This is a genomic window from Chitinivibrio alkaliphilus ACht1 (genome assembly GCF_000474745.1).
GTDB classification, from domain to species: Bacteria; Fibrobacterota; Chitinivibrionia; order Chitinivibrionales; family Chitinivibrionaceae; genus Chitinivibrio; species Chitinivibrio alkaliphilus.
This window is the reverse complement of the sequence record NZ_ASJR01000023.1, coordinates 13561-29195: the sequence shown is the minus strand read 5'-3', so window position 1 is coordinate 29195 and position 15635 is coordinate 13561. Positions and strand designations below refer to the sequence as shown.

15 protein-coding genes are annotated in these 15635 nt (G+C 47.2%); 1 reads left to right on the top strand and 14 read right to left on the bottom strand.

The annotated features are described in order from the left end of the window. Nucleotides 1-235: 235 nt before the first annotated feature. The 8 genes from pstB to CALK_RS09875 form a co-directional block, all read right to left on the bottom strand. Nucleotides 236-1015 carry a phosphate ABC transporter ATP-binding protein PstB gene (gene pstB, locus CALK_RS09910; protein ID WP_081698134.1) on the bottom strand — a complete coding sequence of 260 codons (780 nt, stop codon included), beginning with the start codon at nucleotides 1013-1015 and terminating at the stop codon, nucleotides 236-238. Between the two features lie 23 nt (nucleotides 1016-1038). After that, nucleotides 1039-1899, bottom strand: coding sequence for a phosphate ABC transporter permease PstA (gene pstA / locus CALK_RS09905; RefSeq protein ID WP_052569251.1), 861 nt, complete (start codon nucleotides 1897-1899; stop codon nucleotides 1039-1041). Then, nucleotides 1896-2888, bottom strand: coding sequence for a phosphate ABC transporter permease subunit PstC (pstC, locus tag CALK_RS09900; protein WP_081698133.1), 993 nt, complete (start codon nucleotides 2886-2888; stop codon nucleotides 1896-1898). Before pstC ends, pstA begins: the two co-directional genes overlap by 4 nt. 67 nt (nucleotides 2889-2955) lie before the next feature. Next, on the bottom strand, nucleotides 2956-4095 hold the full coding sequence (pstS, locus tag CALK_RS09895; RefSeq protein ID WP_034637812.1) for a phosphate ABC transporter substrate-binding protein PstS: 1140 nt from the start codon (nucleotides 4093-4095) through the stop codon (nucleotides 2956-2958). A 214-nt stretch (nucleotides 4096-4309) separates the two neighbouring features. Continuing rightward, nucleotides 4310-5347 carry a phosphate ABC transporter substrate-binding protein PstS gene (gene pstS, locus CALK_RS09890; protein WP_204365311.1) on the bottom strand — a complete coding sequence of 346 codons (1038 nt, stop codon included), beginning with the start codon at nucleotides 5345-5347 and terminating at the stop codon, nucleotides 4310-4312. Between the two features lie 139 nt (nucleotides 5348-5486). Then, nucleotides 5487-6146 carry a phosphate signaling complex protein PhoU gene (gene phoU, locus CALK_RS09885; RefSeq protein ID WP_034637810.1) on the bottom strand — a complete coding sequence of 220 codons (660 nt, stop codon included), beginning with the start codon at nucleotides 6144-6146 and terminating at the stop codon, nucleotides 5487-5489. Nucleotides 6147-6155: 9 nt separating this feature from the next. After that, on the bottom strand, nucleotides 6156-7937 hold the full coding sequence (locus tag CALK_RS09880; RefSeq protein ID WP_034637807.1) for a HAMP domain-containing sensor histidine kinase: 1782 nt from the start codon (nucleotides 7935-7937) through the stop codon (nucleotides 6156-6158). Further along, nucleotides 7924-8628, bottom strand: coding sequence for a response regulator (locus CALK_RS09875; protein ID WP_034637824.1), 705 nt, complete (start codon nucleotides 8626-8628; stop codon nucleotides 7924-7926). The genes CALK_RS09880 and CALK_RS09875 overlap by 14 nt, the downstream gene beginning before the upstream one ends. 470 nt (nucleotides 8629-9098) lie before the next feature. Here CALK_RS09875 and CALK_RS09870 point away from each other — a divergent pair, with 470 nt between their 5' ends. After that, on the top strand, nucleotides 9099-10253 hold the full coding sequence (locus CALK_RS09870; RefSeq protein WP_034637804.1) for a CobW family GTP-binding protein: 1155 nt from the start codon (nucleotides 9099-9101) through the stop codon (nucleotides 10251-10253). A gap of 16 nt (nucleotides 10254-10269) precedes the next feature. Here CALK_RS09870 and CALK_RS13140 read toward each other — a convergent pair whose 3' ends face one another. The 6 genes from CALK_RS13140 to CALK_RS09845 all read right to left on the bottom strand — a co-directional run bounded on the left by CALK_RS13140 (nucleotide 10270) and on the right by CALK_RS09845 (nucleotide 15180). Continuing rightward, nucleotides 10270-10437 (bottom strand): hypothetical protein, encoded by a 168-nt coding sequence (locus CALK_RS13140; RefSeq protein ID WP_169721399.1) that lies wholly within the window; start codon nucleotides 10435-10437, stop codon nucleotides 10270-10272. 62 nt (nucleotides 10438-10499) lie between these two features. After that, nucleotides 10500-11204, bottom strand: a complete 705-nt coding sequence (locus CALK_RS09865; RefSeq protein WP_034637801.1) for a superoxide dismutase — start codon at nucleotides 11202-11204, stop codon at nucleotides 10500-10502. 125 nt (nucleotides 11205-11329) lie between these two features. Beyond that, nucleotides 11330-11935, bottom strand: coding sequence for a hypothetical protein (locus CALK_RS13160; protein ID WP_034637798.1), 606 nt, complete (start codon nucleotides 11933-11935; stop codon nucleotides 11330-11332). Between the two features lie 127 nt (nucleotides 11936-12062). Continuing rightward, a complete protein-coding gene (locus tag CALK_RS09855; protein WP_034637795.1) occupies nucleotides 12063-12836 on the bottom strand; it encodes a DUF4198 domain-containing protein in 774 nt (257 codons plus the stop codon). A gap of 9 nt (nucleotides 12837-12845) precedes the next feature. Next, nucleotides 12846-14783, bottom strand: a complete 1938-nt coding sequence (locus CALK_RS09850; RefSeq protein ID WP_155851852.1) for a TonB-dependent receptor plug domain-containing protein — start codon at nucleotides 14781-14783, stop codon at nucleotides 12846-12848. A 43-nt stretch (nucleotides 14784-14826) separates the two neighbouring features. After that, nucleotides 14827-15180 carry a hypothetical protein gene (locus tag CALK_RS09845; RefSeq protein ID WP_052569249.1) on the bottom strand — a complete coding sequence of 118 codons (354 nt, stop codon included), beginning with the start codon at nucleotides 15178-15180 and terminating at the stop codon, nucleotides 14827-14829. Nucleotides 15181-15635: the final 455 nt, after the last annotated feature.

Genomic DNA, 15635 nt, shown 5'->3' with positions numbered 1-15635 from the left:
ACTCCTTTAAAAATAAAAATTCATGCCTATCGTACTCACCCATAAATTACCCTGTAATTGTTACCAATTTGTGAGGGATATCTTTCTTCTTTGTAAAAGAAAGGAGGTGTAAATACTATGGAGAAGTCTCATCTGAGCTTCTTTAGTACATGTGCGCTTTGCAACTATTTGAAACAGCAAAGACCACCCCGTGTACACAGGGTGGTCTTAGAAAAGAAGGACGCAGAAAAACAGATCAGCCAAAACGACCGGTAATATAATCTTCCGTCCTTTTTTCATTGGGCCGGGTAAATATCATATCCGTTGTTCCATGCTCCACCATGGATCCAACATAAAAGAAGGCCGTATAATCTGAAACCCGTGATGCCTGTTGCATATTATGGGTTACGATGGCAATGGTCACATCCTTTTTCAGATCCTCAATAAGCTCCTCTATCCGCGTGGTTGACTGGGGATCCAAAGAACTTGTGGGTTCATCCATGAGGAGGATTTCCGGTTCGACCGCAAGGGCACGGGCGATGGAGAGTCTCTGTTGCTGTCCACCGGAAAGACTGCCGCCGGGAGTTTTCAGGCGATCCTTGACCTCATCCCAGAGGGCTGCCTGACGAAGGGATTTTTCCACCATCTCATCGAGGTAGGAACGCTTTTTTATCCCCACCAGTTTCAGTCCGGCTATGGTATTGTCATAGATGGACATTGTGGGAAACGGGGTTGGTTTCTGAAAGACCATCCCCACCTTTCTGCGAATTACGACGGGATCAACTCCGCTTGTATAGATATCCTCACCGTCGAGGAGGGCATGACCGGTAACCACCGCAGAGGGAGTAAGATCATGCATTCTGTTCAGGGCCCTGAGGAAGGTCGATTTACCGCATCCTGATGGACCAATCAGGGCGGTTACCTTCTTATCATAAATTGGCAAAGAGATGTTTTCAACCCCCGTTGCACGACCATATTTTACCGTAAGATTTTGGGTTTCCATGCGGATCTTGAGTCTTTCAGTATTCTGTTCCATTGTATATCCTTATAGTAATGTAGTTACGAAGTTCGTTCCCGGGCAAAAAATTTGGCCACGGCAAAGGAGAGCATCACCAGTACAATGAGCACCAGACCTGCAGCCCACCCCATCTCATGCCACGCTTTGTAGGGGCTGATGGCAAGACTGTAGAGTCGCTGCGGTAATGAATCCACCGGGCCAAAAAACCATCCCGTCCACCGGTTAGGCAGATAATTATTTCCAAAGGAGGTAAACAGCAGGGGTGCCGCCTCTCCCGCTGCACGGGCAAAGGCGATAAGACCACCCGTAACAAGTCCGCTCTTTGAGGCGGGCATCACCACAGAAAGTACCACCCGCCACCGGGGCAGGCCAATGGCAAGCCCCGCCTCGCGGATTGACCATGGTATATTCATGAGGGCACTTTCCGTTGATCGGGCAAGAATGGGCAACATAACAAAGGCCAGGGCAACACCTCCGGCAATACCCGAAAACCCTCCCATTGGTTTTACCACCAGGGCCCAGGCAAGAAGCCCCTTTAATACAGCGGGCATTCCGTTGAGGGTGTCCGTCATAATCCGTAAGAATGCATTTAAGGGGTGGTCGGGATATTCCGACAGTAGCATTCCCGCACCGAGACCAAAGGGCAAAGAGATGATCAAGGCGGTAAAATCAAGGACAAAAGTGCCGATTATGGTATGGACAAGTCCCGTGGGTTCGCCTCGCATTGCCCGCGTGGGAGACCCCAGTTCTTCCGTGAAAAAGGCCATAGTCACCGCCCCGATTCCATTGGTAAAGACATGGTATAGGATTAAGAACAGCGGAACAAGGACACATACTGTATTGACAACAATAAATAGTTTCACCGCCCGCTGAACACGGTATCTGCTTTGTAAACTTTTCATGCTGACTGACCTCCCGTAACAGAAAACTTGTTTTGTATATAGGCTGCCAAAAGATTGACGGCAAGGGAGATAATAAACAGCTGAAACCCCACCGCCATAAGACTGGAAAGGTGCATATTTTCCACGGCCTCCCGAAACTCATTTACAATTACCGACGGCATGGTAGAGCCTGCACCAAAAATGGTAAAGGGCAGGGTGTTTTTATTTCCGATAAGCATGGCAACTGCCATGGTCTCACCAATGGCACGTCCAAAGGAAAGCATTGATCCAGCAAGGATACCCGCCCGTGCATAGGGTATGACCGCCATGCGTATTACCTCCCATTTTGTTGCCCCCAGGGCATAGGCTGCTTCACGCTGCTCTTTAGGCACTTTCATCATGGCATGGGCGGCTAAAACCGTTGTGTAGGGCAGTATCATCAGGGCAAGAATAATCGTTGCCGTCGTCATACCATAGCCAATGGGATTACCAAGAATGGCCAATAACTGCGGCGCCGATTCAACACTCCACATATATACCGGCATATAGACATTTTCACGCATCCAGGGTACAAAGACAAAAATACCCCAGAGGCCAATGATAACCGATGGTATCGCCGCAATAAGATTGACAAAATTGTCAATAAGTGACTGAAGCCAGCGGGGAGCATATTCTGTTGTGAAAATGGCAATGGACAGGGCCGGTATAAAGGAAATAAGCAATGATACGATACTGGTCACCAAGGTTCCGACGATAAAGGGAGCCGCCCCGAATTGAATTCTTGAACCGGGATCCCATATATTACTCTTTAGAAAGCCCAGAAACCCGAACTCCCTGAACGCAGGGGCCCCATCTCCATAGAGGGTAAAGGCCATTACAATAGTGCAGGCAATTATGGTTATGCTCAAGGCAACAATCGTCCAAAGAAAAAGGGTATCACCAAGACTCCCATACACATATTTCTTCAGCGTTTTCATGGTTTTCATAGGGGCTGTATCCTTTGGTTGCATTTTGTACTCCATAGACAGGTAATTAGTATAGGAGACCGTGCATCACCACGGCCTCTTATCCAAAAAATCAATGTATTTCTTCCACTAAGAACTCACCAATATTCTCAGCGTCCCACTTCATCTGACGTATCATATTCATACCCCGATCAACTGCCGCTTCGGGAAGACGTGCATACCCCAGATCTTCAGAAAGGTCTTGCCCCTCCGTTATGGCCCACAGGATAAAACGGACCAACTCTTCAGCTTCCTTCCTGGTATTAATGGCATTATTCTGCTCCATATTTTCATAGGCAAGCATCCAGGCAAATCCCGCTGCCGGATATCCGTAGGGAGCGGGAGTATCCGTGAAAAGAATACGGGTATCTTTCGGCAGATCAATATCTGCGGCCTTACTTGTGGCAGAAAATGAAGGGTGAATAATATTTCCCGAACGATTCTGTATGGCTCCATAGCTCATATCATTCAGCAGGGCATAGGAATAACTGTTATACCCGATAGCACCGGGGGTATTCATAACAACCCCGGCAACGCCCTCATTACCATTTCCACCAATCCCCGTGGGCCAGTTTACACTGGTTGCATAGCCGATATTCTCGCGCCATTCATCAGAAACATTGGAAAGATAACTTGTCCAGACATTGGTGGTCCCCGATCCATCAGAACGGTGCACCACCTGAACAGGAAGATTGGGCAGATCTTTTTCCGGATTCAGCTCCTGAATGCGCGAATCATTCCACCGGGTAATACGTCCCATGAAAATATCAACAAGGAGGTCTCCGTCAAAGACAAGTCCCGCATCAATACCCGGTAGATTATAGGTGGCAACCACATCTGCCAGGGTTATGGGAATATTAAATGCTTTTCCCCCTGTTTTGCGTTCCAAATCCTGCATTACCTTATCAGATAAAAAAGCTTCGGACATACCAAACATAATCGTTTGCTCACCAAACTGACGCATTCCTCCCCCGGAACCGATGGACTGATAATTGATAGTAACACGCCCTTGGGTATATCTGCGATACTCATCTGCCATGGCTGTCATAAGTGGTGCAGGAAAAGATGCTCCCGCCCCTGCAAGCTCTACACGTGAGTCGCGCCGGGAAGCTGGTTTATCGCCCTTTTCAGTATCAGAGCAACCGCTAAAAAACACCATGAGGCACAGCATCGACACAAGAATCGATACATTTTTGAAAATTACTGATTTCATAGGACTTCCTTTTTTGGAATAAATCTAACACCAGTAATATAGGCGACAAATGTTCAGCAAAAATCAGCGACATGTTAGAATTGTATTAGCAAAAAAATGAGAGGGAAAACCCCTCTCACCGTGTATGACATACCGTAGGCACGGTTGAAATCACGCATCTACTCACTTAAAATCTCTCTGCCAATGGGACGCCCCTGCCATTTCATCTGAGAAATCATATCCTTTGCAAGATCAACGGCCGCATCAGGAAGCTGCGCATAGCCAAGCTCCTCGGAAAAATCCTGCCCTTCGGTGATGGCCCAGATAAAAACCGAACCAGCTCGCGGGCTTGCTCTTCCGTTGAAATAGCATTATTCTGCTCCATATTTTCATAGGCCAGCATCCAGGCAAATCCCGCTGCAGGATAGCCATCAGAAGCAGGAGTGTCCGTAAAAATAACTCGCCCGTCCTCGGGAAGGGGGATATCCGCCGCAGCTGATGTTGCTTCAAAGGAGGATTGAATAACATTTCCCGAACTGTTTTTCAGATATGCATAGTCAATATCATTGAGCAGGGCATAGGAGAAACTATTGTATCCCAGAGCGCCGGGAGTATTCATGACAACACCGGCAACCCCTTCATTACCGTTTGCACCAATCCCCGTGGGCCAGTTTACACTGGTTGCAAACCCGATATTCTCGCGCCATTCATCAGAAACATTGGTAAGATAACTTGTCCAAAGATTGGTTGTACCTGAACCATCAGAACGGTGAACAATTTCAATAGGAAGCGGGGGAAGGCTCACATTGGGATTCAACCTTTTAATATCGGGGTGATTCCATGTCTTTATGTGCCCCAGGAAAATCTTTGCAAGGGTCTCTCCGTCAAAGACAAGCCCCTTTTCAACACCGGGAACATTATACGTGGCCACCACATCTGCCAGGGTATAAGGAATATTAAAGGCCTTCCCATTGGTCTTTGATTCAATCTCCGCCATAACATCGTCGGAAAGGAATGCTTCGGACATACCAAACATTATGGTTTGTTCGCCAAACTGACGCATCCCGCCACAGGAACCAATAGATTGGTAATTAATGGTCACCCGTCGATCGGTGACACTCCGATACTCATCTGCCATGGCAGTCATGAGGGGGGCTGGAAAAGACGCACCGGCACCGATAAGTTCTACACGTCTGCTCCGGGCTGAAAGACCAGCACACAGAAGAAGAACAACTCCGAACACCATCACACTTTTACTTTGTACACGCAACATACTACCTCCAAAAAAATTTACTTCGCAATCGTTTTGATTGTCAGAGTAAATATACGGGGCAAATATTGGGATAATACGAGCAAAAAATGAGAAACGTGTTATGTGTGATTCATAGCCCCTGTTGTGCAGGGGCGTGCAATTAGCCAAGTTTATGGCGAACGATCTCGCCGTCAATCATGTATATCATATCTTCAGCAATATTTACTGCATGCTCTGCGATACGATCAAGATACCGGGCGATGATCATCTGATGGGAAAGTATCTCCGCTTTCTCCGGATTATTCTGGACTTCCGTAATGAAGAGGGAGAACATTTCATTCTTCATGGAGTTAATCGCATCAATAGAACCAATAGCGGTATATGCTTTTTTCACATCTTCCATGACCAGAGAGTTGATACTATCTTTAATAAGGGTAATTGTTTTATCCGTCATATTGCCAAAGGGAAGCTGATAAGAAAAATCATCTTCAAAATCAAGTATTGTCTTTGTACGCTTTGCGATGGATACACAATAGTCACCGATACGCTCAAGGTCATTATTGATCTTCAAAACAGAGACAAGAAAACGCAGATCAATAGCTACGGGCTGATGAAGGGCAAGAATCTTGAGACAATCCTCTTCAATGGATATCTCCCTTTCATCAATACTGTCATCCCCGGCAATAACTCGATCAGCCTCTTCCCGATCTGCATTAATAAGAGCATTGATCGACCGTATCAAGGTCTGTTCCACCAGGGCAGAACAGTCCAGAAGCTGCTTCTCCACATTCTTAATATCCTTTTGTAGATGAACCGACATAGGATCTCCTTAAAGAGGTTTATGTATTGTTATCGTAAAAATGCTTCCCTGCCCCGGCTCACTCTCCAGGATAATCTTTCCGCCGTGAAGGGAGACAATATGTTTCACAATGGAGAGACCAAGACCTGTCCCCCCCATATGCCTGCTACGACTTTTATCAACACGATAAAAACGCTCAAAAAGCCGGTCGTGATGAACCGGATCTATGCCCGGCCCGGTATCCTGTACCGACACAATATACTCATCTTGGCGCTCCCGTGCTCTCAGGGTAACCACAGCATTTTCCCCGCTATACTTAACAGCATTATCGAGGAGGTTTTTAACGGCCAGGGAAAAGAGACCGGGACGTATATCCACTAAGGGATCCGGGGCAAGATGTATATCTTTGCGCAGATCCACGGAGTATTTTTTAGCCCTGTCTGTATAAAGACCATACAACTCATTCAGGAAATCGCACAGATTCACCCGTTCCGTATCAGCCGAATTATCAGAAAGTGCCTCCTCCTGCTGTTCCACACGGGAAAGGGTAAGGATATCTTCAATAAGGGTATTGAGGCGACGCACTTCCTCATCAATAATGGTCAAAAATCGCACACTTTGTACCGGGTCTGTAATCGCCCCGTCTTTGAGGGTCTCCACAAACCCCTTTATAGAGGTAAGGGGCGTGCGAAGTTCGTGGGATACATTGCCCGCAAAATCACGGCGCATATTTTCAAGACGTTTTAAGGCGGTGATATCGTGGATCACCAAAAAAACATCGCCGGGGTCTAACAGGGCTTTACCGTTAATGCGATAGATCCGTTCGTTCTCCCCTCTGCCAAGGGTCACCTCTTCATGAATCATGGTCTGCACACTGTCTCCCGCCAGGAGCGTATCGATAATCTGCTGTATTTCAATATGCCGAATTATTTTATAATACTCACGCCCCTGAGAAGTATCACTGCTAATATCAAGCATTTGACGGGCACGGGAGTTTATCAGAAAAAGTTCCCGCTCTGCATTAACAGCAACAACCCCCTCTATCATTTCAGAAAGAATGGTGCGCAGACGATCCTTATGGGTTCGCACCGAGGTAAAACGCTTCTTCAAGGTTTGAGATGCCCGATCAAGAATACGGGACAAGTCCATTATTTCACGGCTAACACGACGGTCTGCAAGGGGAGTAAAAACATCGCCCTCCCCCAACTTTTCAGCACGGTTTTTTAAAATTTCAATGGGCCGTGAAATCCAGCGGGACAGAAAAAAACTCAAGGAGAGCCCAACTCCACCAAGAAAGAGAAAAAGCAAAATAAGACTGGCTGTATAGGACCAGAGAGAGTCCAGCAACTGATCAAGAGGCCGGGAGGTTCGTGTGATACTCCCATCATTGTTACGACGGGCAACATATTTATGATGCACCCCTTCAGTTGCACTAAAACGAACCTCATAGCCCCATCCAGAGGCAAAGGCATGCCGCACTTCGGGACGTGTTTTATGATTATCCATGGCATCAATATCATTATGGCTATCTGCAATCACCTGTCCATCCGGCTGAATAAGAGTATAGCGGATCCCGCCGTCGTGATACTGTTTTTTTAAGAGACTATCCATAGAGAAAAGAGAAATTTCGCTCTCCTTATAAATACGGGAAAAGGCCTCTGATGTGCTCACCAGCTCCCGACGTACAGAGGCAAAGTACATACGGCGCAAATGTATAATACTATTGAGAGAAAAAAGCACCCCCAGTACCAGGATAAGCCCCATGATGGAAAAAAATATCTGTGCAAAAAAGGAGGGATTAGACTTCTTCATAGGCCTCTTCTTTCATGCGATACCCAATGCCGCGTACGGTCTCGATAAGAGCCCCCTTATCACCAAGCTTTTTCCGCAACCCCGCAATCATCACATCCACACTTCTGTCCGTAACGGGATAATTTGGCCCATGAATCTCCTCCACAATCTGGTATCGAGAAAAAACCCACCCCGGCCGCTTTGCCAACATGTAGAGCGCAGAAAACTCAGAGGCAGTTAAATCCACGCTTTTTCCCGATACGACCACCTCATGACGACCGGGATGAATATGTACAGAGTGAATGTCCATGGGCTCAGAACGCAAACGCTTCTCATTAACCCGCCGTCGCAACACAGATTTTATCCGTGCCATAAGAATCCGTGGACTGAAGGGTTTTACAATATAATCATCCGCCCCAAGTTCAAGACCCGTAACAACATCCACCTCATCTCCCTTTGCCGTAAGCATAACCACGGGAATATCTGCCGTCTCTTCATTCATTTTGAGGTTTCTGCATGCCTCTATGCCATCCATGCCGGGAAGTAGGATATCGAGAATGATGAGTGTAGGAGGAACGGAGGACACCCGTGTCAGCATTTTTTCGGCAGAATCAAAGACTTCGCAATCATAATTTGCCTGCACAATATTATAGGTAAGGAGCTCCTGAATTGCCGGATCATCCTCAACAGCATATATCATTTTTTTTCCCATATGTCCCTCACTGGTTCGATACATTGGTTGCCTCATATATCAAAATACCATGGGCATATAAGAATCAGACCAATAAAATGTTAGAATTGTGTTAGTGTTTTTATACGGTTCTTTCACAGAGAAGATGCACCACGTTATTTTTCATAATCGGCAGTCAGAAGGTGCAGGGATTGCACCTGTTACTTACCCTCTTCACTGCTCCGGTCCATCCCCATGACGATACACATAGGTGCCACCCCTCCTTGTAATGTATATTACCCCTTACGTAAAGCGAGATGGTTCCTGTGAAATACTCGGTAAAATTATTCTGAAGGATCCGATTTTTGTTCGTATTTTCAATCACAACGAATAAAAACGCCGCAGAAGGTCAACAGGAGCCCTGTCTTACTGGTACAGCCATTGGGCAGTGAAACCTCTTCCCTCACGAAATACTCAGAAGGGAAGCACCATATTTTTCCCGGAGGAACAAAATGAAACCACGGTGGTATACGTGGGATGGCCCGGCCCCCCTGCATAAGGAAAAGACACCCATTTCCTGTATCAGCGGGTTTCTCGGGGCAGGAAAAACAACCCTGCTGAACCGCTGGCTTGGGGAAAATACCCATACGAAGAGTGCAGTTATTGTCAACGATGTGGGAGCAATAAATATTGACGCCGCCCTGATTCGCCACACCAGCAATTCTGCACCGGCCTTTCTGAAGAATGTTGTGGAATTGACCAGCGGGTGTATATGCTGTTCTCTGGAGAGTGAACTATCCGCCGCACTCTTTACGCTCATCCATGAATACCGCCCCGATCATATCCTTATAGAAGCAAGCGGTGTGGCAGAGCCGCGAAATATCGTTGCATCCCTCCATGCCCGTAACACCCGGGGACGATCCATTATGGAGCTTGTGGAGATTCACCGTATGATCTCAATATTCTCCCCACGTGACCTAATTGATTATTGGCATGCTTCTCAGAGAAAAAGAACTATTCCACTCTTGCACAGCGACCCCCGACGTCCCGTCATAGAACTGCTCACCGCGCAAATTGAATATGCCCATGTAGCGGTGCTCACAAAAACAGAGAGTACCCCCCGCTCTATCTGCGATGCCGCGGAAAAAAGAATCCGCATGCTTGCCCCCCACATTGACATATGTCATGCACAGCAGGGAAAAACAGAAGGGGATATTATTTTTCACCATGGCAAAGACACGAGCCTTGATACAAGCTGGGCACCCGTACAAAACAACCACCCCCGGCACCCCGTCCATCACCATAGCCACACATACGGATTTCAGACCCTTCATTATCACTCAGACCGCCCCATGGATATCAAACAATTATCCGCATACCTGCGCAAAGGAATTCCAGGATTACTTCGGGCAAAGGGGATGTACTGGGATGTAAAAGACAACATTCGCGTGGGGATACTCTCCCTGGCGGGAAATATTCTTCGCATGGATTTTTGCGGACGATGGGGTGGAAGGAAAACACATGCCCTGCATCCCCCCGCCTCCCCGAAGGAAAATACGGGGCTCTGGGGAGAACGGTGTCAAAATATGGTTTTTATTGGAATTGATATGGATTGTACCGCAATACAAGAGCGGCTTGATACATTTCTTACCGATCCCGGCACGTAATTCTTCCCTACAAAAACTACATCCCTGCTCCAAGTTTGCCAAAGAGTGTCATAAGAAAAACTCCAAGGAAAAAAAGAATAATCGCTGCGGGAATAGTTGCCACAGCCCATTTTACCATAAATACAATCATTGAACTAAGGGGCATCTGGATATCAGTCACCACCACTTCCTGCTTTTGTGCCATAGAGAATCCTTTCATGGAAATTAGTATGAAGAAAGAGATAGGCAACCTCTTTCTCCCCGGTATTACGACTCCTCTCCCACGGCTGCTTTAAAACGACGATTTACTTCATTCCAGTTTACCACCCGCCACCAGTGATTCAGATAGTCACCGCGACGGTTTTGGTATGAAAGATAATAGGCATGTTCCCACACATCAAGGGCAAGGAGGGGCGTTCCCTGCTCGTCTTCAGGAATAACATCCATGAGGGGATTATCCTGATTTGCCGTGGAGGTCACCTTGAGATCACCCTCAGGAGTGACAATCAGCCATGCCCAGCCAGAGCCAAAGCGCGTCGCCGCAGCTTCCGCAAAAAGTTTCTTCATTCCCGCAAGGGATCCAAACTCACGCTCCACAGCGGAAATAAGATCGTGGGACGGCCCGGCCCCCGTATTTTCAGGGGCCATTATTTCCCAGAACAGAGTATGATTATAATGACCGCCGCCGTTATTTCGTACTGCAGTGGTAAACTGTGAAATCTCTTTCATCATTTCTGCAAGAGATATATCTGCCAGTTCCGGAAACGCCTCTACCTGTGCATTGAGATTATCAACATAGGCCTGATGGTGTCGTCCATGGTGAATCTCCATGATAAGCTGATCGATAACCGGCTCAAGGGCGTCTGTGCTGTAGGGAAGATCCTCCAGCTGAAAGGGCTGTGCAAAAACACTCCAGGGGGTACAAAAAAGAAATACAAAACGAAACAGGATCAGGGGTTCTCGTAACTTCATAGAATCTCCTCAATTATACAATTGACAGGTACAAACGCCTCCAGAGAGTAAGATAGTTTATGGAGAAAGTGAAAGAGAGATATCAAAAAGACTCAGGAACAGTCTACCTGTCCCTGAGTTGAATATTATTCATGGTCGTGGGAATGATCATGGTCGTGGGAATGATCGTGGTCGTGGGAATGATCATGATCGTGGGAATGATCATGATCGTGGGAGTGATCATGGTCGTGGGAGTGATCATGGTCGTGGGAGTGATCATGGTCGTGGGAGTGATCGTGGTCGTGGGAGTGATCGTGGTCGTGGGAATGATCATGGCCGTGGGAGTGATCATGGTCGTGGGAGTGATGCGCTGGCCAATAAATTCGTTCCAAAAACTCCTCATACTGAGAAAATGTTTCTTCAGAAAGAAGTGCTGCAACCTCCGCGAGATGTTCCTCAAGGGCCTGAATATTCTCAGAATGCTCGGGATACGCAGCGGGGGCATCTGAGACGTCATCGGCAAGGGTGGTCGCAAGCTCGTCAGAATGAGCCACAGAGTGAAGGAAGTCATTGGCCTCTTCACGATAGCTTGTCACCACATCGCGAAGCTCTAAATACGTTGCATTAGAGAGGTCAAGTTCCTCAGAGAGCCACAGCAACGACCCTTGAGAATAGTGAACTGCCTCATTGTCATGAGGGTGGGCATAAACCATGGTTGCAAACAACACCATTGTTACAAACATACGAATCATGGGTAACTCCTTATAATTAGTTCCATAATACCTAATATACTACTTTTTTTCACCCAGTTCCACCGCAGCACAAAAAAAGAGCACCCCCGTCAGGAAGTGCTCCTCTGGATCATCGGTGTAACAGAAACTAGTTGCCCGGAACCTCAAAGGTCAAAACCGAACGAAACCGCTCTATGTCACACACATCAGTATCTGCATACCCCTGTTCAAGCACGACTTCAAGAAGCCATACCCCGTGAGATGAAAGGGGAATTGTAGCTGTTCCGGTTTCATCCGTGCTGGTCTCATAGACAAAGTCATCATCCGTTGAAACCCGGCTATACCCGGCATAGGTGGCATTGATCTCTGCGGCCACCGGTTCTCCGTGTAGCAGAACCACCACGGGAAGCACATCTCCTTGAGAAAGATGGAGGGGGTTTTTCTGTGGAATTACTTCAAAATCGTGTCCCACGGGGATATCATACCCATACTGCGGCTGTCCCACATTTACCAGAGCTTTCATAAAGGAGTGGGTGTAGGTGCAGGAACGAACATGAAACTCATCGGCAAGATCCTCTTTGGAGCCCCTTTGCCCCCCTTCTGTGGTTTGGGAATAGTAACTTGCCGGACGTTCGGCACTGAGAAAATACACCCCCTCCTCACGGACGCGATCATCTGCCGCAAAGCGATGACTGTTTTCAAAAGTCGCAGAAACCGCTCCGTTAGGGCCCGTAATCTGAAGGTTATCCACTTGCGAACTATCCATGAACGCACCGAAGGGAAAGCCATGTCCCCACCCAACATACATGCGTACATTGCTGTTTGGGCTTAGGCTAAATCCATCAGAGTGTATCCAGGGAAAGTGGCCGTAGGAAAGGGTTGCTACGGCACAGAGGGCGAGTACACATTTCATCATTTTCATACACATCTCCTAAAAATTTGTAGTAAAGGTTCCTGAAAGGGATCTACCGCGAAACCAACTTCCGGTTCGCTCGCCCACACGGGATTCAAAGATATCATCCATGGCAAAGGAGATACGGGCGTTGTCAGATATCTCCTTCATAACACGGGCATTGGCCACAACGGAAGGTTCAAGATAGTTTGTATTTGCGGCATCGGTGTACTGACTGCTCATACCATTTATACCAAAGGAGAGACCGATGCCATGGTGAGCAATAAAATACCGCACCGTACCGCTTGCATCGTGACGGGGAACATAGGTAAGCTCATTGCCCGTCTCTTTATTTTCAGTAAAGGTTGCCGTATAGGAAAGATCAAGACCCATTCCACCGGGCAAATCAAACTGACTCATCACTTCAACCCCCTGTGTTACCGCCTCTTCAATATTACGATAGGATAAGAGGGGCAGGCCTTCATAGGTACCTATTTCCTGCCGCACCACCATATCCTCAAGGCTGTTATAAAAATATCCCGCCGTAAGGGTGATCATATCATCCAAAAGCCACTGCTCCACACTTGAACTGATGCTCAAACCGATCTCAGGATTCAGATCGCGGTTTGATTCCCGATAGGAATCACCGTGACGATAGGGAATATCATAATAGAGCTGACGGATTGTGGGAGATTTATAGCTTTTTCCCACGGAACCACGCAGGGTGGTATGGTCTGTGAGACGTGCCATGAGGTTGAATTTCGGGCTCAACTCCCCCCCAAAGGTGGAGTGATCATCATAGCGCAAAGCCCCCACGAGGGTAAGATTTTCCACAACCTGAAATTCATCCTGCACAAAAATACTGGCCGTACGAATATCCTCATCGGAGGTAACCACCGTAATAACGTCATTTCCATCATCATCGGTATGGGTATTTTCAGTTTTATAATCAAGGATCTGCTGATTTCCCTCAACCCCCACAGAAAGGGTATGCATATCACCAAGATAGCCCGTATAGGTCAGGGCAAGCTGGTTATAGGATATATCACCGTAGCGGTATCCATGGGGATTTCCCGGAGGTCCCTGCTCAAAATCCCAGAGATAGGTGTAGCCTCCGGCACGGAAACGATGCCCCTCCTGAGGGGTATAGGTGGCACCAAGGGAGAATCGTTTGGAATCTTCCGTTCTGTCTCCCCCGCGTCCGGCATAATCGCTGTATTCAAGCTTACCATCAACATCCAGGACATCATTCATATCCCAATCCCATTTCTTCATAAGGGAGTGACGATGTGAGCGAAGGGGATCTGCCCCCACATCATCGGACTCTTCGTAGGTATAGTTCAGAAAATAACCGAAACGGTCGTTAAGGGCATCCCCATAGGAAACAGAGGCTTTCCTGAAGGTTCGGTCCCCGTCGGCCTCTTCCAGATCTCCGTCACCGGTGGTATCCCGTACCACAGTATAGCTACCATAGGTTACTTCCGTACTAATGGAAGGTTCATCGGGGGTTCGGCGGGTAATGATATTTATGACCCCTGCAACGGCGTCACTGCCGTAGAGGGCCGCACCGGCACCCTTTACCACCTCAATACGCTCAATCATACTCAAGGGAATCTGGTTCAGACCGGGACCGAATTCACCGTGGCCACCACTTTGCCCTGCTCCGTGCACACGTTCTCCATCCACAAGAATAAGACCGTACCCCGTATAGAAGGGGAGTCCCCGCATGGAAGAGCGCCAGGTATTCCCGCCAAAAAGATCGGTACTTATTGACGTATTGACCCCCGGTACGGATGACAAAAGCTCCATAATAGTATGGCCATGGGAATTCTCAATATCCTCACGGCTAATAACCATGGTCTCCACGGGCACATCTTTCAGCGCATGCTCTGTCCGAGTTCCCGTTACGACCACATCATCCAAACGATGTGATTCTCCCCCGGCATACACCGTAGATGCAGCAAGAGCTGCAGCCAAAAGTACTTTTTTTGTGTTCGTCGTATCATAGAACCTCACTTGGTTATAATAATTCCTGTGGTTTTGTAATAAATCGATTGCCCTCTTTTTCTACAATAAAGGAGGGGCTGCTGACATGATCATCTCCATCATCGGCACTGACAAGCCACATGCCCTCCGCATCGGGAACAAAGGAGAATACGCCGTTTTTATCAGTTCGCCCCGTTTGAAAAGGCACACGATCTTCCGCAGGTGAGAAGATCTCAACAGCAGCATAGGCCATGGGTTCTCCATCCTCATAAGAAAAGCGAATAGATACGGTGGAGGCTGTTTCCATCTGTTCAGAGATAACAGCATGAGAAAACAGGGGGACAGTATACAGCAAAAGAAATAGAGAAAATAGGGGGACAATCTTCATTTCACAAACTCCTCGTTTAATGTTTCAATCTTCAGACAATATAATTTACTATGTTGATTTACATATTCACTAATACTGCATAAAAGGCTCTTAATAGGGCCGAAACCTGCATCCACAGTAGACATAAAGGAAAATTAACAATAAGAATACAAAAAAACAAAAGAACATTTTTTTGTTCATTTTTTTTAAGATACTAATTTTGCAAACTTCTTGGAGCTTTTTTTGTGTTTAGATTCCCTCCTAATAATTACAGTGAACGGTATCTGACAAATATCGACCCAAACTGTCACGTACCGTTTGCGCGATCACTTCCCTTTCTGATGATCTCAAAATAAGTGGTATGCCACTCTGAGGATGTGGAAATACAAAATAGACTCTCTCTCCAATTGCTTCACCTAATTAAAGATAGGACGAAACGATTTGTATATTATAAGAAGAAGGGAAATCGTGTAAAA

Coding starts and splice junctions, on each gene's coding strand:
- pstS (WP_034637812.1), bottom strand. CDS start 4,095: ATGAAATCAGTAATTTTCAAAAATGTATCGATTCTTGTGTCGATGCTG.
- pstB (WP_081698134.1), bottom strand. CDS start 1,015: ATGGAACAGAATACTGAAAGACTCAAGATCCGCATGGAAACCCAAAAT.
- CALK_RS09845 (WP_052569249.1), bottom strand. CDS start 15,180: ATGAAGATTGTCCCCCTATTTTCTCTATTTCTTTTGCTGTATACTGTC.
- CALK_RS09880 (WP_034637807.1), bottom strand. CDS start 7,937: ATGAAGAAGTCTAATCCCTCCTTTTTTGCACAGATATTTTTTTCCATC.
- pstA (WP_052569251.1), bottom strand. CDS start 1,899: ATGAAAAGTTTACAAAGCAGATACCGTGTTCAGCGGGCGGTGAAACTA.
- pstC (WP_081698133.1), bottom strand. CDS start 2,888: ATGCAACCAAAGGATACAGCCCCTATGAAAACCATGAAAACGCTGAAG.
- CALK_RS09875 (WP_034637824.1), bottom strand. CDS start 8,628: ATGGGAAAAAAAATGATATATGCTGTTGAGGATGATCCGGCAATTCAG.
- phoU (WP_034637810.1), bottom strand. CDS start 6,146: ATGTCGGTTCATCTACAAAAGGATATTAAGAATGTGGAGAAGCAGCTT.
- CALK_RS13140 (WP_169721399.1), bottom strand. CDS start 10,437: ATGGCACAAAAGCAGGAAGTGGTGGTGACTGATATCCAGATGCCCCTT.
- CALK_RS09855 (WP_034637795.1), bottom strand. CDS start 12,836: ATGAAAATGATGAAATGTGTACTCGCCCTCTGTGCCGTAGCAACCCTT.
- CALK_RS13160 (WP_034637798.1), bottom strand. CDS start 11,935: ATGATTCGTATGTTTGTAACAATGGTGTTGTTTGCAACCATGGTTTAT.
- pstS (WP_204365311.1), bottom strand. CDS start 5,347: ATGTTGCGTGTACAAAGTAAAAGTGTGATGGTGTTCGGAGTTGTTCTT.
- CALK_RS09870 (WP_034637804.1), top strand. CDS start 9,099: ATGAAACCACGGTGGTATACGTGGGATGGCCCGGCCCCCCTGCATAAG.
- CALK_RS09865 (WP_034637801.1), bottom strand. CDS start 11,204: ATGAAGTTACGAGAACCCCTGATCCTGTTTCGTTTTGTATTTCTTTTT.